This is a genomic window from Polaromonas sp. JS666 (assembly GCF_900103405.1).
In the GTDB taxonomy this organism is placed as follows: Bacteria; Pseudomonadota; Gammaproteobacteria; order Burkholderiales; family Burkholderiaceae_C; genus Polaromonas.
The window spans coordinates 108,608-130,353 of record NZ_FNHX01000002.1; the positions used below are offsets into that span (position 1 = coordinate 108,608).

22 protein-coding genes are annotated in these 21,746 nt (G+C 63.0%); 5 read left to right on the forward strand and 17 right to left on the reverse strand.

From position 1 onward, the window contains the following. Positions 1 to 12: 12 nt before the first annotated feature. From hscB to uvrB, 6 genes are all read right to left on the reverse strand, one after another. Complete coding sequence (gene hscB, locus BLQ85_RS04925; RefSeq protein WP_074575252.1) at positions 13 to 531, reverse strand: Fe-S protein assembly co-chaperone HscB; 519 nt, start codon at positions 529 to 531, stop codon at positions 13 to 15. Between the two features lie 76 nt (positions 532 to 607). Further along, positions 608 to 931 carry an iron-sulfur cluster assembly protein IscA gene (gene iscA, locus BLQ85_RS04930; protein WP_074575253.1) on the reverse strand — a complete coding sequence of 108 codons (324 nt, stop codon included), beginning with the start codon at positions 929 to 931 and terminating at the stop codon, positions 608 to 610. 46 nt (positions 932 to 977) lie between these two features. After that, on the reverse strand, positions 978 to 1,364 hold the full coding sequence (gene iscU / locus BLQ85_RS04935; RefSeq protein ID WP_007867013.1) for a Fe-S cluster assembly scaffold IscU: 387 nt from the start codon (positions 1,362 to 1,364) through the stop codon (positions 978 to 980). Positions 1,365 to 1,398: 34 nt separating this feature from the next. Continuing rightward, entirely contained in the window at positions 1,399 to 2,616 is a 1,218-nt protein-coding gene (locus tag BLQ85_RS04940) for an IscS subfamily cysteine desulfurase (protein ID WP_007867012.1), read from the reverse strand. A gap of 102 nt (positions 2,617 to 2,718) precedes the next feature. Next, positions 2,719 to 3,255, reverse strand: a complete 537-nt coding sequence (gene iscR, locus BLQ85_RS04945) for a Fe-S cluster assembly transcriptional regulator IscR (RefSeq protein ID WP_007867011.1) — start codon at positions 3,253 to 3,255, stop codon at positions 2,719 to 2,721. A 265-nt stretch (positions 3,256 to 3,520) separates the two neighbouring features. Beyond that, complete coding sequence (gene uvrB, locus BLQ85_RS04950) at positions 3,521 to 5,644, reverse strand: excinuclease ABC subunit UvrB (RefSeq protein WP_074575254.1); 2,124 nt, start codon at positions 5,642 to 5,644, stop codon at positions 3,521 to 3,523. 209 nt (positions 5,645 to 5,853) lie between these two features. Between uvrB and BLQ85_RS04955 the strand changes: the two genes are divergently transcribed. Beyond that, positions 5,854 to 7,050 carry an amino acid aminotransferase gene (locus BLQ85_RS04955; RefSeq protein ID WP_074575255.1) on the forward strand — a complete coding sequence of 399 codons (1,197 nt, stop codon included), beginning with the start codon at positions 5,854 to 5,856 and terminating at the stop codon, positions 7,048 to 7,050. A gap of 11 nt (positions 7,051 to 7,061) precedes the next feature. Next, entirely contained in the window at positions 7,062 to 7,634 is a 573-nt protein-coding gene (locus tag BLQ85_RS04960; RefSeq protein WP_074575823.1) for a nucleotidyltransferase family protein, read from the forward strand. Between the two features lie 11 nt (positions 7,635 to 7,645). On the opposite strand, the gene ygiD is transcribed toward BLQ85_RS04960, so the two are convergent. Next, a complete protein-coding gene (gene ygiD / locus BLQ85_RS04965) occupies positions 7,646 to 8,500 on the reverse strand; it encodes a 4,5-DOPA-extradiol-dioxygenase (protein ID WP_074575256.1) in 855 nt (284 codons plus the stop codon). Positions 8,501 to 8,785: 285 nt separating this feature from the next. On the opposite strand from ygiD, the gene BLQ85_RS04970 reads away from it, so the two are divergent. Both BLQ85_RS04970 and rsxB read left to right on the forward strand, forming a co-directional pair. Continuing rightward, positions 8,786 to 10,159, forward strand: a complete 1,374-nt coding sequence (locus BLQ85_RS04970; protein ID WP_074575257.1) for a polyhydroxyalkanoate depolymerase — start codon at positions 8,786 to 8,788, stop codon at positions 10,157 to 10,159. 55 nt (positions 10,160 to 10,214) lie between these two features. Next, positions 10,215 to 10,871, forward strand: a complete 657-nt coding sequence (rsxB, locus tag BLQ85_RS04975; RefSeq protein ID WP_074575258.1) for an electron transport complex subunit RsxB — start codon at positions 10,215 to 10,217, stop codon at positions 10,869 to 10,871. A 9-nt stretch (positions 10,872 to 10,880) separates the two neighbouring features. Here the strand turns inward: rsxB and BLQ85_RS04980 are convergent, their stop codons facing one another. The 10 genes from BLQ85_RS04980 to scpA all read right to left on the reverse strand — a co-directional run bounded on the left by BLQ85_RS04980 (position 10,881) and on the right by scpA (position 20,890). Continuing rightward, positions 10,881 to 11,351, reverse strand: a complete 471-nt coding sequence (locus tag BLQ85_RS04980) for a VOC family protein (RefSeq protein WP_074575259.1) — start codon at positions 11,349 to 11,351, stop codon at positions 10,881 to 10,883. Further along, positions 11,348 to 11,629: a cupin domain-containing protein gene (locus BLQ85_RS04985; RefSeq protein WP_074575260.1), complete on the reverse strand. Its 282-nt coding sequence runs from the start codon at positions 11,627 to 11,629 to the stop codon at positions 11,348 to 11,350. The genes BLQ85_RS04980 and BLQ85_RS04985 overlap by 4 nt, the downstream gene beginning before the upstream one ends. Before the next feature lie 21 nt (positions 11,630 to 11,650). Next, positions 11,651 to 13,699, reverse strand: coding sequence for an acetyl-CoA carboxylase biotin carboxylase subunit (locus BLQ85_RS04990; RefSeq protein ID WP_074575261.1), 2,049 nt, complete (start codon positions 13,697 to 13,699; stop codon positions 11,651 to 11,653). An 18-nt stretch (positions 13,700 to 13,717) separates the two neighbouring features. Further along, a complete protein-coding gene (locus tag BLQ85_RS04995) occupies positions 13,718 to 14,281 on the reverse strand; it encodes a hypothetical protein (protein ID WP_254779716.1) in 564 nt (187 codons plus the stop codon). A 130-nt stretch (positions 14,282 to 14,411) separates the two neighbouring features. Then, complete coding sequence (locus BLQ85_RS05000; RefSeq protein WP_007866994.1) at positions 14,412 to 15,944, reverse strand: acyl-CoA carboxylase subunit beta; 1,533 nt, start codon at positions 15,942 to 15,944, stop codon at positions 14,412 to 14,414. A gap of 29 nt (positions 15,945 to 15,973) precedes the next feature. After that, the gene (locus tag BLQ85_RS05005; RefSeq protein ID WP_074575263.1) at positions 15,974 to 16,846 is read right to left on the reverse strand and encodes an alpha/beta hydrolase family protein; all 873 of its coding nucleotides are present in this window, start codon (positions 16,844 to 16,846) and stop codon (positions 15,974 to 15,976) included. Further along, on the reverse strand, positions 16,843 to 17,871 hold the full coding sequence (meaB, locus tag BLQ85_RS05010) for a methylmalonyl Co-A mutase-associated GTPase MeaB (RefSeq protein ID WP_074575264.1): 1,029 nt from the start codon (positions 17,869 to 17,871) through the stop codon (positions 16,843 to 16,845). The genes BLQ85_RS05005 and meaB overlap by 4 nt, the downstream gene beginning before the upstream one ends. Then, positions 17,871 to 18,347, reverse strand: a complete 477-nt coding sequence (locus BLQ85_RS05015) for a GNAT family N-acetyltransferase (protein ID WP_074575265.1) — start codon at positions 18,345 to 18,347, stop codon at positions 17,871 to 17,873. Before BLQ85_RS05015 ends, meaB begins: the two co-directional genes overlap by 1 nt. A gap of 172 nt (positions 18,348 to 18,519) precedes the next feature. Further along, positions 18,520 to 18,732 carry a hypothetical protein gene (locus tag BLQ85_RS24145; RefSeq protein WP_139200896.1) on the reverse strand — a complete coding sequence of 71 codons (213 nt, stop codon included), beginning with the start codon at positions 18,730 to 18,732 and terminating at the stop codon, positions 18,520 to 18,522. After that, positions 18,725 to 20,890 (reverse strand): methylmalonyl-CoA mutase, encoded by a 2,166-nt coding sequence (gene scpA / locus BLQ85_RS05020; protein WP_074575266.1) that lies wholly within the window; start codon positions 20,888 to 20,890, stop codon positions 18,725 to 18,727. The genes BLQ85_RS24145 and scpA overlap by 8 nt, the downstream gene beginning before the upstream one ends. A 209-nt stretch (positions 20,891 to 21,099) precedes the next feature. Between scpA and BLQ85_RS05025 the strand changes: the two genes are divergently transcribed. After that, positions 21,100 to 21,735 carry a GntR family transcriptional regulator gene (locus BLQ85_RS05025; RefSeq protein WP_074575824.1) on the forward strand — a complete coding sequence of 212 codons (636 nt, stop codon included), beginning with the start codon at positions 21,100 to 21,102 and terminating at the stop codon, positions 21,733 to 21,735. The last annotated feature ends 11 nt before the right edge of the window (positions 21,736 to 21,746 follow it).

The following is a 21,746-nucleotide window of genomic DNA, read 5'->3' on the forward strand; positions in this document are numbered from 1 at the left end:
TTGAACAGGTTCCTATTGTCCCAGCAGGTCGATGCGCGCATCGACTTCGCTGGCAAAGCGCTCAATAAACATAAGGCTTCTGACCTGCCGGGCGGCCGCGGGAAAGTCCCTGTCCACGTCCAGCAATTGCGCTATTTTTGACAGCTTCTCGCGCCCACTCGACATCGCCTGCGAGGCGATTTCTTCAAAATCCTCGGCGGTCTCGGCCTCATCCAGCGCTTCGCGCCACTGCATCTGCTGCACCAGGAAATCGTGCGGCATGGCGGTGTTTTTCTCGGCGTCGATGGGCGCGCCATTGAGCTCACACAGATAGCTCGCCCGCTTCAGCGGGTCCTTCAGGCGCTGGTAGGCCTCATTGATGCGCACCGACCACTGCATGGCCACACGCTGCGCCGCCGCGCCCTGGGCAGCGAACTTGTCGGGGTGCGCCTCGCGCTGCAGGTCCTTCCAGCGCGCGTCCAGCGCGGCGCGATCCTGCGCGAAACGCTGGGGCACGCCGAAAAGCTCGAAATCAGTGGATTGAAGGTTCATGCCGAGAAAAAGCCGCCAGCACCATCAGTGGAGGCGGCTTGGGTAAGGGTGCGGCACGCGTAAGACCGCCGGCCCGTCAAACCCGGAAACTTTCGCCGCAGCCGCAACGGTCACGCTCGTTGGGGTTGATGAACTTGAAACCTTCGTTCAAGCCTTCACGCACAAAGTCCAGCTTGGTGCCGTCGATATAAGCCATGCTTTTCGGATCGACCAACACCTTGACACCGTTGTCTTCAAACACGACGTCCTCCGGCGCGATCTCGTCGGCGTATTCCAGTTTGTAAGCCAGGCCGGAGCAGCCGGTGGTCTTGACGCCCAGGCGCACGCCAACACCTTTGCCGCGCTTAGTCATGTAGCGGGTCACGTGCCTTGCGGCTGCATCAGTGAGGGTTACGGACATTTAAATCACTCGGAAATGAAACAGCTGACGGGTAACGCGGTTTTGATCAGTGCGCGTGCTTTTGTTTGTAGTCGTTCACGGCGGCCTTGATGGCGTCTTCGGCCAGGATGGAGCAGTGAATCTTGACCGGCGGCAAGGCCAGCTCTTCGGCGATCGCGCTGTTCTTGATGCTGGCCGCTTCGTCCAGCGTCTTGCCCTTGACCCATTCGGTCACGAGCGAGCTGGAAGCGATAGCGGAACCGCAGCCGTAAGTCTTGAAGCGTGCATCCTCGATCACGCCCGTCACCGGGTTGACCTTGATCTGCAGCTTCATCACGTCGCCGCAAGCCGGCGCGCCGACCATGCCGGTGCCTACCGATTCGTCGCCCTTTTCAAAGGAGCCGACGTTGCGGGGGTTTTCGTAGTGGTCCACCACTTTTTCGCTGTATGCCATTTTGTTTACCTCTTTAAGCTGTCGGGCGCGCTGCTCAGTGTGCAGCCCACTGGATGGTGGACAGGTCCACGCCATCCTTGAACATCTCCCACAGGGGAGACAGTTCGCGCAGTTTCGCCACGTTTTCCTTGATGGTGGCGACCGCGTAGTCAATTTCTTCTTCGGTGCTCCAGCGGCCAATCGTCATGCGAAGGCTGCTATGCGCCAGTTCGTCGCTGCGGCCCAGGGCGCGCAGCACATAGCTGGGCTCCAGGCTGGCCGAGGTGCAGGCCGAACCGCTGGACACCGCCAGGCCCTTGATGCCCATGATCAGCGACTCGCCCTCGACAAAGTTGAAGCTCATGTTCAGGTTGTGCGGCACGCGCTTGTCGGCGTGGCCGTTGAGGAACACTTCTTCGACGTCCTTGAGGCCGTTGAGCATGCGCTCGTGCAGGGCACGTATGCGCTTGTTCTCTTCGTGCATTTCGGCCTTGGCGATGCGGTAGGCCTCGCCCATGCCCACGCACTGGTGCGTGGGCAGCGTGCCCGAGCGCATGCCGCGCTCATGGCCGCCGCCGTGCATCTGAGCTTCCAGCCGCACGCGCGGCTTGCGGCGCACGTACAGGGCGCCTATGCCCTTGGGACCGTAGGTCTTGTGCGAGGTCAAGCTCATCAGGTCGACCGGCAAGGTGGCCAGGTCGATGTCGATGCGGCCGGTCGCCTGGGCGGCGTCCACATGGAAGATGATGCCTTTTTCACGGCACAGGGCGCCGATCGCCGGGATGTCCTGGATCACGCCGATTTCGTTGTTGACGAACATGACGCTGACCAGGATGGTGTCGGGGCGGATGGCGGCCTTGAGTGCTTCGAGGTCCAGCAGGCCGTCGGCCTGCACGTCCATATAAGTCACCTCAAAACCCTGGCGCTCCAACTCGCGGCAGGTGTCCAGCACGGCCTTGTGCTCGGTCTTGACCGTGATGATGTGCTTGCCCTTGGTCTTGTAGAAATGGGCCGCCCCTTTGAGCGCCAGGTTGTTGGACTCGGTCGCGCCGCTGGTCCAGACGATCTCGCGCGGGTCGGCGCCAATCAGGTCGGCGATCTGCCCGCGCGCCTTTTCGACCGCGGCTTCCGCCTCCCAGCCCCAGGCGTGGCTGCGCGAAGCGGGGTTGCCGAAGTGTTCGCGCAACCAGGGAATCATGGCGTCCACCACCCGCGGGTCGCAGGGGTTCGTGGCGCTGTAGTCCATGTAAATGGGAAAGTGTGGGGTGTCCATGTGGCTAGCTCTTTTTATTCACGGGCTGGCTGGCAGCGCGATCCAAGGTCATGCAATCAGTTCACGAAGGGATGGGGCCGGGCAAATGCCGGCCCGGCTCCATCAGGATTTGGAGAACGCGTTGCCCAGTGCGAAGACCGAGTTGGGCGCATTCACGCGTACCGGCTTGACGGCCGGCGCCGTGAAGATGGCCTTCTTGACCTGCGGGGTGTTTTCGATCACCACGCCCTTGGCGAGCTGGTCTTCCACCAGTTTTTGCAGGGTCACGGAATCCAGGAACTCCACCATGCGGCTGTTCAGCGATGCCCACAGTTCGTGCGTCATGCAGCGGCCGCCCTCGCCCAGGCAGTTTTCCTTGCCGCCGCACTGGGTAGCGTCGATCGGCTCGTCCACCGAGACAATGATGTCGGCCACGGTGATCTCCGAAGCCTTGCGGCCCAGGGTATAACCGCCGCCGGGACCCCGGGTGGACTCCACCAGCTCATGGCGGCGCAGCTTGCCGAACAGCTGTTCGAGATAGGACAGGGAAATCTGTTGGCGCTGGCTGATAGCGGCCAAGGTGACCGGGCCGTTGTTCTGGCGCAGTCCCAAATCAATCATCGCAGTGACCGCAAAGCGGCCTTTGGTTGTGAGGCGCATAACAAGCTCCTTTAAATGGCTTGACTGTCGTTTTCACCCTGCAAACTTGTGGCTTACAGGGAACTCTTCCTCCAGCCGCCCAGGTCAGTCAACCGGTATCGCGGGGGCTTTTTGTTGTTCTGGTATTGTTCTTGACTGTTTTCGTCAAGTTTAACACAAGCAGGGGTTTTCCCGCTGGGCGCCCCAAAAACATGAGGACTAACCCGTAGCCCCAGTCATCAAATGCACCGGTATGGTGCATTTGATGACTGGGGGACGTTTCAGCTCAAGCCCGGGCTTGGCCCGCAGCGGGCAAAGGCAGCACATTGTCGACGCCGGGGGCGCCGAAAGCCTGTTCCTTGAGGCTGTGCAGCTGGTCCCGCACCCGGGCGGCTTTTTCGAACTCCAGGTTCTTGGCGTGTTCGATCATCTGCTTTTCCAGGCGCTTGATTTCGCGGGCAATGTCTTTTTCGCTCATGTCCTCGACCAGCGCCTTTTGCATCTCGAGCTTTTCGGCTTCCTTGCCGGATTTCTCGCTGTAGACGCCGTCAATCAGATCGCGAATGCGCTTGACCACACTGCGCGGCGTGATGCCGTGCTCGAGGTTGAAGGCGATCTGCTTGTTGCGCCGCCGCTCGGTCTCGCCCATGGCTTTTTTCATGGAGTCGGTGATCCGGTCGGCATACAGGATGGCGCGGCCGTTGAGGTTGCGGGCCGCCCGGCCTATGGTCTGGATCAGGCTGCGCTCGGCGCGCAGAAAGCCCTCTTTGTCGGCGTCCAGGATGGCCACCAGCGAGACCTCGGGAATATCCAGGCCTTCGCGCAGCAGGTTGATCCCCACCAGCACGTCAAAAGCGCCCAGCCGCAGGTCGCGCAGGATTTCCACGCGCTCCACCGTGTCCACGTCGCTGTGCAAATAGCGCACCTTGACGCCGTTGTCGCTCAGGTAGTCAGTCAGCTGTTCGGCCATGCGCTTGGTCAGCGTGGTGATCAGCACCCGTTCGTTCTTCTCGACGCGGATGCGGATTTCCTGCAGCACGTCGTCGACCTGGTGGGTGGCCGGCCGCACCTCGACCTGCGGGTCGACCAGGCCGGTGGGCCGGACCACCTGCTCCACCACCTGGCCGGCATGCTCCTGCTCATAGGCCGCCGGCGTGGCCGACACGAAGATGGCCTGCCGCATCTTGGACTCGAACTCCTCGAATTTGAGCGGCCGGTTGTCCAGCGCGCTGGGCAGGCGAAAGCCGTATTCCACCAGCGTGGTCTTGCGCGCCCGGTCGCCGTTGTACATGGCGTTGAGCTGGCCGATCATGACGTGGCTTTCATCCAGGAACATCAGCGCGTCCTTGGGCAGGTAGTCGCATAGCGTCGAGGGCGGCGATCCGGCCGGCGAGCCGCTCAGGTGGCGGGTGTAGTTCTCGATGCCCTTGCAGTGGCCGATTTCGCTGAGCATCTCCAGGTCAAAGCGGGTGCGCTGCTCGATGCGCTGGGCCTCCACCAGCTTGCCGTCGGCGACGAACTGGGCCACCCGTTCGGACAACTCCAGCTTGATGGTCTCCACCGCCGTCATGACCTTGTCGCGCGGCGTGACGTAGTGGCTCTTGGGGTAGACCACAAAACGCGGGATTTTCTGGCGGATACGGCCGGTCAGCGGGTCGAACAGCTGCAGCGACTCTATCTCGTCGTCGAACAGCTCTATGCGTATGGCCAGCTCGGAATGCTCGGCCGGAAAGACGTCGATCACGTCGCCGCGCACCCGGAAGGTACCGCGCGCGAAATCCTGCTCGTTGCGCGTGTATTGCATGCGGATCAGCCGCGCAATCACGTCGCGCTGGCCCATCTTGTCGCCTATGCGGGCGATAAAACGCATCTGCGTGTAATCCTCGGGCGCGCCTATGCCGTAAATCGCACTGACGGTGCCGACGATGATGGTGTCGCGCCGCTCCAGAACGCTCTTGGTGGCCGACAGCCGCATCTGCTCGATGTGCTCGTTGATGGCCGAGTCCTTTTCAATGAAAAGGTCGCGCTGTGGCACGTAGGCCTCGGGCTGGTAGTAGTCGTAGTAGCTGACGAAATACTCGACCGCGTTCTTGGGGAAAAACTCGCGGAATTCGCTGTACAGCTGCGCCGCCAGCGTCTTGTTGGGCGCAAATACGATGGCCGGGCGGCCCAGGCGGGCGATCACATTGGCCATGGTGAAGGTCTTGCCCGAGCCGGTCACGCCCAGCAGGGTCTGGAACACCTCGCCGTCCCTGACGCCCTCGACCAGCTGCTCGATCGCCACCGGCTGGTCGCCCGCCGGCGGATAGGGCTGGAACAACTCGAACGGCGAATCCGGGAAACGGACAAACTGGCCCTCGCGCGGGGCCGGATCCACCACCTCGGTTATGACTTCAATAGCTTCTGGCATAAAACCTCGATCAAGCCCCGTTAAAATTCGGGGCAACCAAACAGAATACGACATTCGGCCGAAAATGGGAATTGCAATCCCCCATCGCCCTCCGACCGCCGTGTTGATACCTCTTGTAGCCTTTTTTCCGGTCAACTTGTGACCTAAATCTTTGACCTGAATCCCGTACCGTCGCTTTCGCCTTTTTTCACTTTTTCTGAGGATATTTCATGTCTTTGTTTACCGCTGTCGAAATGGCCCCGCGTGACCCCATCCTGGGCCTGAATGAGCAGTTCAATGCCGACACCAATCCCAACAAGGTCAACCTGGGCGTGGGCGTGTACTACGACGACAACGGCAAGCTCCCCTTGCTGCAATGTGTGCAGGCGGCCGAAAAGCAAATGATGGAATCGCCCAAGGCCCGCGGCTACCTGCCGATTGACGGCATCGCCGCCTACGACGCGGCCGTCAAGGGCCTCGTCTTCGGCGCCGACAGCGAACCGGTCAAGAGCGGCCGCGTCGCCACCGTGCAAGGCATAGGCGGCACGGGCGGCCTCAAGGTGGGAGCCGACTTCCTCAAAAAGCTCAGCCCCAACGCCAAGGTGCTGATTTCCGACCCAAGCTGGGAAAACCACCGCGCGCTGTTCAGCCAGGCCGGTTTTGTGGTTGAAAGCTATCCGTACTACGATGCCGCCAAGCGCGGCGTCAACTTCGACGGCATGCTCGCCGCCTTGAACGCCGCGGCCGAAGGCACCATCGTCGTGCTGCACGCCTGCTGCCACAACCCGACCGGCTACGACATCACCGCGGCCCAGTGGGACCAGGTAATCGCCGCCGTCAAGGCACGCAAGCTCACGCCCTTCCTCGACATGGCTTACCAGGGCTTCGGCCACGGCATCGCGGAAGACGGCGCCGTCATCGGCAAATTTGTGGCTGCAGGCCTCAGCTTTTTTGTGTCGACCTCGTTTTCCAAGAGCTTCAGCCTCTACGGCGAACGCGTGGGCGCCCTGTCAGTGCTCTGCGAATCCAAGGAAGAAGCCGACCGCGTGCTGTCGCAGCTCAAGCTGGTCATTCGCACCAACTACAGCAACCCGCAGATCCACGGCGGCATGGTGGTGGCCACGGTGCTCAATACGCCGGCGCTGCGCGCCCAGTGGGAGCAGGAACTGGCGGAAATGCGCGTGCGCATCAAGGCCATGCGCCAAAAGCTCGTGGACGGCCTGAAGGCCGCCGGCGTCAAGCAGGACATGAGCTTCATCACCGCCCAGATCGGCATGTTCAGCTATTCCGGCCTCAGCAAGGACCAGATGGTGCGCCTGCGCAATGAGTTCGGCGTCTACGGTACTGACACCGGCCGCATGTGCGTGGCCGCGCTCAACAGCAAGAACATCGACTACGTCTGCGCGGCCATCGCCAAGGTCGTCTGATTTCCCTGCCGATCTCTCTTCCTCCCAGCCCGGATGGTTTCATCCGGGACGCCCTGCAAAACCGCCACAACCAGCGCATCCTGCAGCAGCTACCCGCCCTGGGCCTGCCGGATGCCTGGCTGGTCGCGGGTTGCCTGTTCCAGACGGTCTGGAATGTGCGCTCGGGCAATTCGCCCGAAGCCCATATCAAGGACTATGACCTGTTCTACTTCGACCCCGCCGACCTTTCGGAGGCGGCCGAGGCCCGGGTCCATGCGCGGGTCCAGTCCACTTTTGCCGATCTGGGCATCACGGTGGAAGCAAAAAACCAGGCCCGGGTCCATACCTGGTACCAGGACTACTTCGGCTTTCCCTACCCTGCCCTGCGCAGTTCCCGGGACGGCATAGACCGTTTCCTGGTCACCAGCACCTGCGTGGGCCTGCAAGCCGGCGCTTCAGGCCTGGCGCTTTACGCGCCCAACAGCCTGGACGAGCTCTACCAGGGCCGGCTCAGCCCGAACCCGCTGTGCCCGCACCGGCCACTGTTTGAGAAAAAAGCCAGCGCCTACCAGGAACGCTGGCCCTGGCTGCAAATCCAGGCTTGATCCGGGTTTGATTAGCCCCAGACCGCAGAGCGCATCGAAATCGAACCAGCCTGGAAGCTGGTATTGAAAAAGCGCATGGGCTCCTTGCCGTCGGCAGCGCCGGCCGCATACAGCAAGGGCAGGTAGTGCTCATAAGTGGGGTGGGCCATTTTGGCGACCTGGCCCAGCTTCTGGAAGTTCTGCAGCGCATCGAGGTTGCCCTGCTGCAGATAGCCGCCCGTGATCTGGTCGAATTCCAGCGCCCAGTCATAGGCCTGGTTGCCGGCCGCGCCGCGCTGCATCTGGCGCAAGTTGTGCACGATGTTGCCGCTGGCCACGACCAGCACCCCGCGCTCACGCAAGGCCTTGAGCTGCTTGGCCAGCGCATAGTGGTCCTCGGGCGCGCGGCCGTAGTCCATGCTGAGCTGGATCACCGGGATGTCCGCGTCCGGGAACATGGGCTTGAGCACCGACCAGGCGCCATGGTCCAGCCCCCACTCGCTTTCGTCCAGCCCCAGCGGCGCCGAGGCCCGCTGGCGTACCAACTGGCTGATGGCCTGCGCGGCGGCCGGGTCGCCCGGCGCCGGGTATTGCTGGTCGAACAGCTCCTGCGGAAAACCACCGAAATCGTGGATGGTCTTGGGCTTGTCCATGGCGGTCAGCCACCAGCCTTCGGTCAGCCAATGGGCGGAAATACACAAAATCAGCTGCGGCCTGGGGTATTTGGCCCCAAATTCGGCGCCCAGCGCCTGCCAGCTGCGCCGGTATTCGTTGTCGCCGATGGCATTCATGGGACTGCCGTGGCCCACAAAAACCACCGGCATCCTGTCGGATTTCTTCAGGGAGGCGATTCGGTCCAGCGCCGAGGCGTCGATGGTGGGGAGCATATTGTTGTTTCCTGTTCGCGAAGTACGGCATCGGAGCGGGCAAAACCGCCGGCCGGGAGGCAAAATAGTAAGTGTTCCTTCAATTCCGCAGGTGGCGGCGGTTTATCGCAAAAACAAGCCCGGCCGCCGCCTCGTGGTGCTTTGGCACCAAAGCCGTGAAAAGAGCCCGGAATTGGTGGTTTTCCTCAAAACAGTGCGGCCAGCCCCTGTTATATTGCACTGCAACATACTACGATTTACCTGTCATAACGACATCACAACGACATAACCCAAGGTTGACCCCCGATGCTGTACCAAGTCTATGAAACCCAGCGCACCTTGATGGAGCCCTTTGTCGACTTCGCGCAGGCCGCCGCCAAGCTCTACGGCAACCCCCTGTCGCCCCTCGGGCAAAACCCCTTTGCCCAGCGCGTGGCCGCCGGCTACAGCCTGATCTACCGGCTGGGCAAGGACTACGAAAAACCGGCTTTTGACATCCGCACCGTCGACGTCAACGGCACCGAGGTCAGCATCCACGAACGCGTGGAAATCGATAAACCCTTTTGCGAACTGCGCCGCTTCAAGCGTTTCACCGACGACCCGGCCACGCTGACGGGCCTGAAGGGCGAACCCGCGGTGCTGATCGTGGCACCGCTGTCCGGCCACTACGCCACCTTGCTGCGCGACACCGTGCGCACCATGCTCAAGGACCACAAGGTCTACATCACCGACTGGAAAAACGCGCGCACCGTTCCGCTGTCCGACGGCTCCTTTCACCTGGACGACTACGTCAACTACGTGCAGGAATTCATCCGCCACATCCAGGGCATTTACGGCAATTGCCACGTCATCAGCGTGTGCCAGCCCACCGTGCCGGTGCTCGCGGCGGTGTCGCTGATGGCCTCCCGCGGCGAAACCACGCCGCTGAGCATGACCATGATGGGCGGCCCCATCGATGCGCGCAAGTCGCCGACCGCCGTCAACAACCTGGCCATGAACAAGAGCTACGAGTGGTTTGAGAACAATGTGATCTACCGCGTGCCCAGCAACTTCCCGGGCGCCGGGCGCCGCGTCTACCCCGGCTTTTTGCAGCACACCGGCTTCGTCGCGATGAACCCCGACCGCCACGCCAGCAGCCACTACGACTACTTCAAGGACCTGATCAAGGGCGACGACGCCAGCGCCGAGGCGCACCGCAAGTTCTACGACGAATACAACGCCGTGCTCGACATGGACGCCGATTACTACCTGGACACCATCAAGACGGTGTTCCAGGAGTTCAAGCTGGTCAACGGCACCTGGGACGTCAAAAACGTGGACGGGGAACTGGAGCGCGTGCGGCCCCAGGACATCAAGACCACGGCCCACTTCACCGTCGAGGGCGAACTGGACGACATCTCCGGCTCAGGCCAGACCGAGGCGGCCCACAGCCTTTGCCACAACATCCCCAAGGCCTTGCAAAAGCACCTGGAAGTCAAGGGTGCGGGCCATTACGGCATCTTCAGCGGCCGCCGCTGGCGCGAGATCGTCTACCCGCAGGTCAAGGCCTTTATCCAGGCGAACAACCGGCCTTCGGCTCCAGCCAAACGGGCAGCGGCGGCAAAAACCACCGCAAAATCCACGGCCAAGTCCGCTGCAAAGCCGGCGGCCAAAAAGACGGCGCGCGGCAAACAAGCCTGAAGGCCTGTACGGCACGGCCGGGCCGCAAGGCCGTGACTGGTAGGACAATAGGCCGGTGAGCTCCCCTACCGACTTGCGCCTTTTTGAGCGCCTCAACGCCGCCCTGCCCCAGACCCAGTGCACCCGCTGCGGCTACCCCGACTGCGCGGCCTACGCGCAGGCCATGGCCGCGGGCGAGGCCGCCATCAACCAATGCCCGCCGGGCGGCGCCGAAGGCGTGCGGCGCCTTTCGGCCATCACCGGCCTGCCCGCCCTGCCCCTGAACCCCGCCAACGGTACGGAAGGCCCGCGCGCCCTGGCCATCATCGACGAGAACTGGTGCATAGGCTGCACCCTGTGCCTCAAGGCTTGCCCGACCGACGCCATCATGGGCAGCAACAAGATGATGCACACCGTGATCGAGCCCTGGTGCACGGGCTGCGAGCTGTGCATCCCGGTGTGCCCGGTCGATTGCATCAGCCTGGAAAACGTCACCGGCTCGCGCACCGGCTGGCAAGCCTGGTCGCAGCAGGAGGCCGACACGGCCAAGGCGCGCTATGCAGGCCATCAGGCCCGGCAGAAGAAAGAAGACGGCAAGCCCACCGGTTCAACACCCGTGGCGCCGACGGCCTCCGCCGCACGCCCCGAAACCGACCCCGCCGTAGTGGACCGCAAACGCGCCGTGATCGAAGCCGCGCTGGCCCGGGCCCGGGCGCAGCGCACACAAGAGTAAGCCCGCTTTTCAGCCCAGGGCGGAAAACGCCTTGACTACTTCGGGCGGCGCCTGCACCAGCTCGATCAGCACGCCCTCGCCCGCGATCGGAAACTCCTCGCTGGCCTTGGGGTGCAGAAAGCAGATGTCAAAACCCGCCGCGCCCTTGCGTATGCCGCCGGGCGCGAAGCGCACGCCTTTGGCCCCCAGCCATTCCACGGCCTTGGGCAGGTCGTCTATCCACAGGCCCACATGGTTGAGCGGCGTGGTGTGCACCGCGGGCTTTTTGTCCACGTCCAGCGGCTGCATCAGGTCGACTTCGACCTTGAAGGGACCGCTGCCGATCGCGCAGATGTCCTCATCAACGTTTTCGCGTTCGCTCACAAAATTGCCGGTCACTTCCAGGCCCAGCATGTCGACCCACAGCGTACGCAGCCGGTCTTTACTTGTGGCGCCAATGGCGATCTGCTGGATACCCAATACCTTGAATGGACGCGTCATGAGGAAGCCGCCTCCCTGCGGCCGGAAAGATAAACCACGCCGGCAGGGCCGGCGCTTTCAAGATGCTCGGTGCCCGCCGCAAGGCGGAACACATCGCCGGGCCTGTAGGTTGTCGCAACGCCAGCCACAGTCAAGGTGATCTCACCCTCAAGAATGAAGGCCCGCGCATCAAAAGGATGCTGATGCTCGGCGAGGCTGTAGCCCACCGCCCGTTCCACCCGCACTGCGGCGGCAAAACCGTCACGCTGCAAGCCGGATTCAAATTCCTGTTGGTCCATGGCGCACTCCTCTGGCTACCCTCAGACAAATTCCACGATGGGCTGGTCCACACTCAGCGACTCGCCCTTGGCGGCCAGCACTTTTCCGACCACGCCGTCCGCAATGGCGAACAGCACGTTTTCCATCTTCATGGCTTCAATCACCGCCACGCGCTCACCGGCCTGCACCTTCTGGCCGACCTGCACCGCCACGTCCACCAGCAGGCCTGGCATGGGCGACAGCACATAGCGGCTCATGTCGGGCGGCGCCTTGTAGGGCATCAGGGCATGGAGCTGCGCCGCGCGCGGCGTCAGTACCAGCGCGTCCAACCGTGTGCCGTTATGGGCAATACGGATGGCCAGCGGGTTACGACCGACACCGCGCTCAACTTGCGCGGCAAAAGGCTGGCCGTTGGCGGTGCCGCGAATGCGCGCGCCGCCCAGATGCCAGTTGCTGCAGATCTCATAACTCCTGGCACCTACCTCCACCGTGCCGGAACCGGTTTGCGCCTGGTAGTCGCCCACCGTCACCGGGTGCGGCGTGTTCTGCCCCGCCGCTCCCAGGCTGACGACGACGAACTCTTCGCCCACCGTGACGCCATGGCCCGGCAATTGGCCGCTGATGCCGGCCGCACGGCCCAGCATGCGGCGATTCACGTAGGCCGCCAGCGCCAGCAGAAAGGACGGGTCCTCATGCGGCACATCTTCGGCCTGGAAACCCTTGGCGTAGTTCTCGGCGATAAAACCGGTGTTGAAATCGCCCGCGACAAATTTGGGATGCGCCAGCAAGGCCGCCTGGAAGGGAATGTTGCTCGAGATGCCGCGGATCACAAAACCATTGAGCGCCTCGCGCATTTTGGCGATGGCTTCCTTGCGGTCCTTACCGTGCACGATGAGCTTGGCGATCATCGAGTCGTAAAACATCGGGATCTCGCCGCCGTCCTCCACGCCGGTGTCGACACGCACGCCGTACAGCTGCGCGGTGTCGGCCGCGAACATGGTTTCCTTGGGCGGCTGGAAGCGCACCAGCCGGCCGGTGGAAGGCAGGAAGCTGCGGAAAGGGTCTTCGGCATTGATGCGGCATTCAATCGCCCAGCCATTGCGCTGCACGTCCTTCTGCGCGATCGGCAGCTTCTCGCCGGCGGCCACGCGGATCATCAGCTCCACCAGGTCCAGCCCGGTGATGCATTCCGTCACCGGGTGCTCCACCTGCAGGCGGGTGTTCATTTCGAGGAAATAAAAGCTCTGGTCCTTGCCGACCACAAACTCCACCGTGCCGGCGCTCTGGTACTTCACCGCCTTGGCCAGCGCCACCGCTTGCTCGCCCATGGCCTTGCGTGTCGCGTCGCTGATAAAAGGCGACGGCGCCTCTTCAATCACCTTCTGGTGGCGCCGCTGGATCGAGCATTCGCGTTCGTTGAGGTAGACCACATTGCCGTGGCTGTCGCCCAGCAGCTGGATTTCGATGTGGCGAGGTTCCTCCACAAACTTCTCGATAAAGACGCGGTCGTCGCCAAAGCTGTTGCGCGCCTCGTTGCGGCAGGAGGTAAAACCTTCCAGGGCCTCTTTGTCATTAAAAGCCACACGCAAGCCCTTGCCGCCACCGCCCGCGCTGGCCTTGATCATCACCGGGTAACCAATGCCTTTGGCGATCTCCACGGCCTTCTCGGCGCTGTCAATCGCGTCGTTCACGCCGGGGATGCAGTTGACACCCGCCGCGCCGGCCAGCTTTTTGGACTCGATCTTGTCGCCCATGGCGGCAATCGAATAATGCTTGGGGCCTATGAAGACAATCCCTTCTTCTTCGACCCGCTTGGCAAAACCCGCGTTCTCGCTCAGGAAGCCGTAGCCGGGGTGCACCGCCTGCGCGCCCGTCTGCTTGCACGCCGCGATGATCTTGTCGGCCTGCAAATAGCTGTCGCGGCTGGGCGCCGGGCCTATGTTGACGGCCTCATCGGCAAGCTCGACGTGGCGCGCGTCCTTGTCGGCATCGGAATACACGGCGACGGTCTGGATGCCCATCTTGCGGGCGGTCTTGATGACCCGGCAGGCGATTTCACCTCGATTGGCGATCAGTATTTTCTTGAACATAAGCTCTCTCTATCGGGGTCAGCGATTGATAAACATGGAATAGACCGGTGGACTTTGTGAGTGATCAACAAACACATAGGCGGTGCCGTCCGAGCAGAAGTTGGCGACCTCGGCCGTGCCGCCGCCTTCCAGTTCCACCCAGTTGTCGATTTGCAGCAGCATCCTGCCGGGCGGGCTTTGCTGCACACCATTGGCCGTCCAATAGGGAACGCCCCCGCTCTTGGTACGCCAGGCGCTCGCCCAGTTGTGCGGATGCGCAACTTCCTCAGGCAACTGAAAATAGCGGGTATCGTCGTAGAACGCATCCTCAAGCTCGGGCGGCGCGCCGTCGTCGTCAGCACGCCAGCTCACGACGCCCAGCTCGGGCAGCACGGCCGGCGGTCCGTCCTTGGAATCAGTCGGCGGCTCGGTGGCCAGCGCGCCCAGTTCGCTTCGCGGCACCGTGAAAGCGGTGTTGGCGCCGGCATCAAGCTCCCAGAAGCTGCAGACGCTGTCCCACTCGCACTTGAAAAGAAACAGCACTTCGCCATCGGCGAGCGGCAGCTCGGGCGCGGCGGCCGGCAGCTGCGCAAGATGGCTCATGGGCCGCCCGCACTCCTTGCAGACGGGCCAAAGGCGCACCGGCAGCCCCCAGGGCAGGCCGCCCAGCTTGGGCACCAGGCCGGGCGCCGCGCCTGCGCGGAATCGGGGGTAGTGGCTGATCACGGCGCGCTCACAGCGGAATGTTGCCGTGCTTGCGCCACGGGTTTTCGATCTTCTTGTCCCGCAGCATCACCAGCGAGCGGCAGATGCGCTTGCGCGTTTCATGCGGCAGGATCACGTCGTCGATAAAACCGCGCGCACCGGCCACAAAAGGGTTGGCAAAGCGGGCCTTGTATTCGGCTTCCTTGGCGGCCAGCTTGGCCGGGTCGCCCTTGTCTTCGCGGAAGATGATCTCCACCGCGCCCTTGGCGCCCATCACGGCGATCTCGGCGTTGGGCCAGGCGAAGTTGACGTCGCCGCGCAAATGTTTGGAGGCCATCACGTCGTAGGCGCCGCCATAGGCCTTGCGCGTGATCACGGTGATCTTGGGCACGGTGCATTCGGCATACGCGTACAGCAGCTTGGCGCCGTGCTTGATGATGCCGCCGTATTCCTGGCTGGTGCCGGGCATGAAGCCGGGCACGTCGACAAAGGTGATCACCGGAATGTTGAAGGCATCGCAAAAGCGCACAAAACGCGCGGCCTTGATGGAACTCTTGATGTCCAGGCAGCCGGCCAGCACCAGCGGCTGGTTGGCGACGATGCCCACGGTCTGTCCTTCCATGCGGGCAAAGCCGATGATGATGTTTTTCGCGTATTCGGGCTGTATCTCGAAGAAGTCGCCGTCGTCCACCGTCTTGACGATGAGTTCCTTCATGTCGTACGGCTTGTTCGGGTTCTCGGGCACCAGGGTGTCCAGGCTCAGGTCCATGCGGCCGGCGGGGTCGGCACTGGGGCGCACCGGGGCTTTTTCGCGGTTGTTCAGCGGCAGGTAGTTGTAGAGGCGGCGCAGCATCAGCAGCGCCTCGACGTCGTTCTCAAACGCCAGGTCGGCCACGCCGCTGCGCGTGGTGTGGGTGGTGGCGCCGCCCAGTTCCTCGGCCGTGACCTCCTCATGCGTCACGGTCTTGACGACTTCGGGGCCGGTGACAAACATATAGGAGCTGTCCTTGACCATGAAGATGAAGTCGGTCATCGCCGGTGAATACACCGCGCCGCCGGCGCTGGGCCCCATGATCATGCTGATCTGCGGGATCACGCCGCTGGCCATCACATTGCGCTGGAACACGTCGGCATAACCGCCCAGCGAAGCCACGCCCTCCTGGATGCGGGCGCCGCCCGAATCGTTCAGGCCTATGACGGGCGCGCCCACCTTCATGGCCTGGTCCATCACCTTGCAGATTTTCTCGGCATGGGCTTCGCTCAGGGCGCCGCCGAACACGGTGAAATCCTGGCTAAAGACGAAGACCAGGCGGCCGTTGATCATGCCGTAGCCGGTGACCACGCCGTCGCCGGGAATCTTGTTGTCCTGCATGCCGAAGTCGGTGCAGCGGTGCTCGACAAACATGTCCCATTCTTCAAACGTGCCTTCGTCCAGCAGCAGCTCCAGCCGTTCGCGCGCCGTGAGCTTGCCTTTGCCGTGCTGCGCGTCTATGCGCTTCTGCCCGCCGCCCAGGCGGGCCGCGGCACGTTTCTTTTCGAGTTGTTCAAGGATTTCTTGCATGGTGTGTTCCGCGATTGGACGATGAGAATTTAACGGGCTGATTCAAACAAAAGGCGCGCGGCGGCCTGGCTCATGCGGCGCGAGTCGTGCCCCACGCCCGGCACGGTGACGCGCTCCCAGGCCAGGGGCGCGCCCAGCTTTTGCGCCTGCGCCTGGGCCTGCGCGAAGAAGTTGCTGCCGCGCTCGAATCGGTTCACGCCCTGGGCCGTGGCCTGCCTGGCCTTGGGCAGGTTGGCCGCGTCGGTCTGGATATCGGCCTCGCCGAGCAGCACGACCAGCTTGCGCGCAAAGACCTGTTTGAGCTTGTCGGGGCTGACGATGCCCTCATTGAGCGCATAAGGAAACTTGTCGTCCATGGCGCCGGGGTAGCTGGGCATGGTGTAGCTGCCGGCGTTGGCCGCCACCGCGACGGACACGCGCGGCGCCTCCGTCAACAGCATGAAGCGGTGCACGAACTGCCCGCCCGCCGAATGGCCGAACAGCAGGTAGTCGGGTGCCGACAGCCCTTCATCGGCGCGGACAAAATCAAACAAGTGCTCGACGATCTGGAAGGACCACTGGCTGCGGTCGCGGCCTTCGATGCCGCCCATGTTGAACAGCCGCGAGGGAAAGCGCGCCTCGTCGAATTCGGGGGCCAACACGATGAGCTTGTTTTTCTCGGCAAAAGGCAGCCAGTTGTCGCGCATGCGCGAGCCCTGGCGCTCCATGCCGTGGATCACCATCATCACCCGGGCATCGGACCCGGCGCTGCGCGCCTTGTAGTAATACACGGTGACGGGCTTGTCCGCGAAAAAGCCTCTGTCGGTGAAGACAAAGCTGCCCGGCTCGCCGGCCGGCAGGCCACCGGCCCAGGCGAAGCAGGCCTGCAAAAGCAATGCGCAAAAGATGGCCGCCTTTTTCATCGGTCCCATCCTTTGGCAGCGAGGGCCAGCAGGCTGCGTGCGGCGGTGGAGGCCGCAACTTCACCGCGCGTCACTTCGGCGATGAGCCCGGGCAGGCGCTCACGCACCTGCGGGTCCTGGCGAAAGGCCTGCTTGAGGCCGGCATCTATGCGCTCCCACATCCAGGAGAGCGACTGCTGCCTGCGCCGCTCGGCGAACTGGCCGTTGGCGGTCTGCAAGTCCTTGAACCGCGTCACCGCCGTCCAGAACAGGTCCACGCCCTTGTTGTGCAGCGCGCTGAGCTGGATCACCTGCGGGTGCCAGTTTTTGTCGAAGTTGGCGGCCTGTTCGCTGCTCATGGCGTTGTTGACCAGGCCGAACAGGCGCATGGCCGAGGTGATCTGGGCTTCGGCCCGCATGGCCGCATCGGCGTCGATGTCGGCCTTGTTGATGATGACCAGGTCGGCTAGCTCCATCACACCTTTTTTGATGGCCTGCAGGTCGTCGCCGGCATTGGGCAACTGCATCAGCACAAACATGTCGGTCATGTTGGCCACAGCGGTTTCACTTTGGCCCACGCCCACGGTTTCCACGATCACCACGTCGTAGCCGGCGGCTTCGCACACCAGCATGGCTTCGCGCGTTTTTTCGGCCACACCGCCCAGGTTGCCGCTGGAGGGGCTGGGCCGGATGTAGGCGCGTTCATGCACCGAGAGCTTTTCCATGCGGGTCTTGTCACCCAGGATGGAGCCGCCCGAGACGGAGGAAGAAGGGTCGACGGTGAGCACCGCGACGCGATGGCCAAGTGCAATCAGGTACAGGCCCAGTACCTCGATAAAAGTGGACTTGCCAACGCCGGGCACGCCGCTGATGCCCAGGCGCGTGGCTTTGCCGGTGTGCGGCAGCAAGGCCGTGAGCAGTTCGTCGCCCTGGGCGCGGTGGTCGGCACGCGTGGACTCCAGCAGCGTGATGGCCTTGGCGATCGCGCGGCGCTGGGCCATGGCGTCCGGGCCCAGGATGGCCTGGAGGAAGTCTGGCGCTGCCATCACGCCACGCGCTCCACCACGGGCCATTCATAGTGCAGGTCCACGCCCTCTTCGCCCTGCAGCACAAAACCATGGCGCAGGTAGAAACGGTTGGCGTCGCTTTCCTTGAGCGCGGTCAGTTTCACGGCCAGGCCGCGTTCGCGCGCTTGCGCCAGCACCTGGCGCAGCACCCAGGAGCCTATACCCTGGCCGCTGGCGCTGCTGCGCAGATACAGATGGTCAAGCCGCAGGGCCATTTCACCTTCAGCGCCTTCGGGCTTGAGCGTGAAAAACCCGATGCGCTCGCCGTCCAGCAGGATGTGTTGCATGTACTGCGGAAAAAAACCGGCGGACAAGCGCTCGCGCGAGCGTGCGAGGTCAAAGCGGCCGACACGCTCCAGGCTGGGCCGCATCGCGTCTATGCGCAAGGCCAGCATGTCCTCGAAGTCGGCGGCAAGCACCGGCTGCAGGGACAGGCGCACACTGATGTCCGTCACCGCACGCTCCTTTCACAACAGCGGCTTGAATCTGGTCCCGCACATTCCCGGTGCCGGCCAGGATCAACGCGGATGGACTCCACCAGCGTGACGGCTTTGGCGATGGCGCGGCGCTGGGCGGTGCCCTCACTCAGCCCCAACAGGCCATCATGAAAATCAACAATCGGCGACATCAGAAACTCGGCCACCGTGCCATTTTTTTCAGCAGTTCATCGGAGCCAAAAAGCAAAGCGCCAACAAACCCAAACAGCAGAAACAGCATGAGAACCGCCCCAAAAGTCTGGCCTGCAATCATCATGAAGATCCCAATGGGAAACAGAATAACGAAAAGTAGGCCAGCGCAGACCCACCGCCCAACGGGATCCTTTTTTTGAGAGTCAGGCATTAACGGCTTTCCGTATTTGTTCGAGCACATCCTTGGCGCTGGCCGGGATCGGTGTGCCCGGGCCGTAGATGCCCTTCACGCCGGCTTCGTAAAGCATGTCGTAGTCCTGGCGCGGAATCACACCGCCCACAAACACGATGATGTCGTCGGCGCCCTGCTTCTTGAGCTCAGCGATGATGGCCGGCACCAGCGTCTTGTGGCCGGCGGCCAGCGTGGAGACGCCCACCGCATGCACGTCGTTTTCAATCGCCTGGCGTGCGCACTCTTCGGGCGTCTGGAACAGCGGCCCCATGTCGACGTCGAAACCCAGGTCGGCGAAGGCCGTGGCCACCACCTTGGCGCCGCGGTCGTGGCCGTCCTGGCCCAGCTTGGAGATCATCACGCGCGGGCGGCGGCCCTGCTCCTCGGCAAACGCGTTGATTTCGGTCTTGAGGGTTTCCCAGCCTTCGGCCGAGTCATAAGCGGCAGCGTACACACCGGTCACCTTTTGTGTATCGGCGCGGTGGCGCCCGTAGACTTTCTCGAGGGCATCGCTGACCTCGCCCACCGTGGCGCGCAGGCGCACGGCCTTGATGCTGAGGTCCAGCAGATTGCCGCTGTTATTTTCGGCGGCCGCCGTCAAGGCGTCCAGCGCGGCCTGCACCGCCGCGTTGTCGCGGCCGGCCTTGATGGCCTTGAGCCTTTTGATCTGGCCCTCGCGCACGGCCACGTTGTCGATGTCGCGCGACTCGATGGCATCTTCGGTCTTGAGTTTGTATTTGTTGACGCCGACGATGACGTCCTTGCCGCTGTCGATGCGCGCCTGTTTTTCAGCCGCGGCGGCCTCGATCTTGAGCTTGGCCCAGCCGCTGTCCACGGCCTTGGTCATGCCGCCCATGGCCTCGACTTCCTCGATGATGGCCCAGGCGGCGTCGGCCATGTCCTGGGTCAGCTTTTCCATCATGTAGCTGCCGGCCCAGGGATCTATCACCTGGGGGATGTGGGTTTCTTCCTGGATGATGAGCTGGGTGTTGCGGGCGATGCGGGCGCTGAACTCGGTGGGCAGAGCAATCGCCTCGTCAAAGGAATTGGTGTGCAGGCTTTGCGTGCCGCCGAAGACCGCGGCCATGGCCTCTATGGTGGTGCGCACCACGTTGTTGTAGGGGTCCTGCTCGGTCAGGCTCCAGCCCGAGGTCTGGCAGTGGGTGCGCAGCATCAGGCTCTTGGGGCTTTTTGCATTGAAGCCCTTCATGATGCGGCACCACAGCAGGCGCGCGGCGCGCATCTTGGCGACCTCCAGGTAGAAGTTCATGCCTATGGCCCAGAAGAAGCTCAGCCGCCCGGCGAACTCATCGACATCCAGGCCCTTGCCCAGCGCGGTCTTCACATACTCTTTCCCGTCGGCCAGGGTGAAGGCCAGCTCCAGCGCCTGGTTGGCGCCGGCTTCCTGCATGTGGTAGCCCGAGATCGAGATCGAATTGAACTTGGGCATGTTCTGCGCCGTGTATTCAATGATGTCGCCGATGATGCGTATGCTGGGCTGGGGCGGGAAGATGTAGGTGTTGCGGACCATGAACTCCTTGAGGATGTCGTTCTGTATGGTCCCGCTCAGTTTGTCCTGGCTCACGCCCTGCTCTTCGGCCGCCACCACATAACCCGCCAGCACCGGCAGCACCGCCCCGTTCATGGTCATGGAGACGCTGACCTTGTCCAGCGGAATCTGGTCGAACAGGATTTTCATGTCCTCGACCGAATCGATGGCCACGCCGGCCTTGCCCACGTCGCCGGTCACGCGCGGGTGGTCGCTGTCGTAGCCGCGGTGCGTGGCCAGGTCGAAGGCCACCGAGACACCCTGTCCGCCAGCGGCCAGCGCCTTGCGGTAGAAGGCATTCGATTCCTCGGCGGTGGAAAAACCCGCGTACTGGCGAATCGTCCACGGCCGCACCGCGTACATGGTGGCCTGCGGGCCGCGAATGAAGGGCTCAAAGCCCGGCAGCGTATTGGTATGCGGAAGGTCTTTGACGTCCTCGGCCGTGTACAGCGGCTTGACGCTGATGCCGTCCGGCGTTTGCCAGTTGAGTGCGCCCAGGTCGCCGCCGGGCGCCGACTTGGCGGCGGCCTTGGCCCAGGCCTCAAGGCTGGCAGCGGGAAATTCAGGTTCGGAATGGGGCTTGGACATGGGATGTTGTTACCGTACAGGGCTTCAGGCCAGGGGCTGCGATGCCAGCAGCATAGGCTCAAGCCGAGATGAATACATGAATCGGAGGCAAGTTTACATCATTTATAATTATTGATGCAAAATTCAGTTTCAGTTAAGATACCGCCAGCGCTGACAGGAAGCAGCGCCCTGCTGAAGCTTCCTGCCCCACCCAAAAACACCCTATGTCCATGGCCGCCGTGTCCCTGACTCCCCGAGCGCTTTATGAAGAAGTCGCCGAGCTTTTGCGCCAGCGCATTTTCAGCCGCGAGCTGGCGCCGGGCAGCTGGATAGACGAGCTCAAGCTGGCCGAGGAATACGGCATCAGCCGCACGCCGCTGCGGGAGGCCCTGAAGGTGCTGGCCACCGAAGGCCTGGTCACCATGAAGGTGCGGCGCGGCGCCTACGTGACGGAAGTCTCCGAACGCGACCTGGCCGACGTCTACCACCTGCTCGCCCTGCTCGAGAGCGACGCGGCCGGCGTGGTGGCCGCCCAAGCGACACCATCGCAGCTCAAGGAACTGCAGGGCCTGCACGAGGAGCTTGAAAAAGCCGCCGGCAGCCGCGAACGCTTTTTCGAGATCAACGAGGCCTTTCACATGCGGCTGCTGGAAATCGCCAACAACCGCTGGCGCGACCAGATGGTGGCCGACCTGCGCAAGGTGATGAAGCTCAACCGCCACAACTCCCTGCTCAAGAGCGGCCGCATCGAAGAGTCGCTGGCCGAACACCGCGCCATCATGCAGGCGCTGGCCGCGCGCGACGCCGAGGCCACCGCGCAGCGCATGCGCGAACACTTCAAGAACGGACTGGAAGCGGCAGCCTGACAGGCCCATGG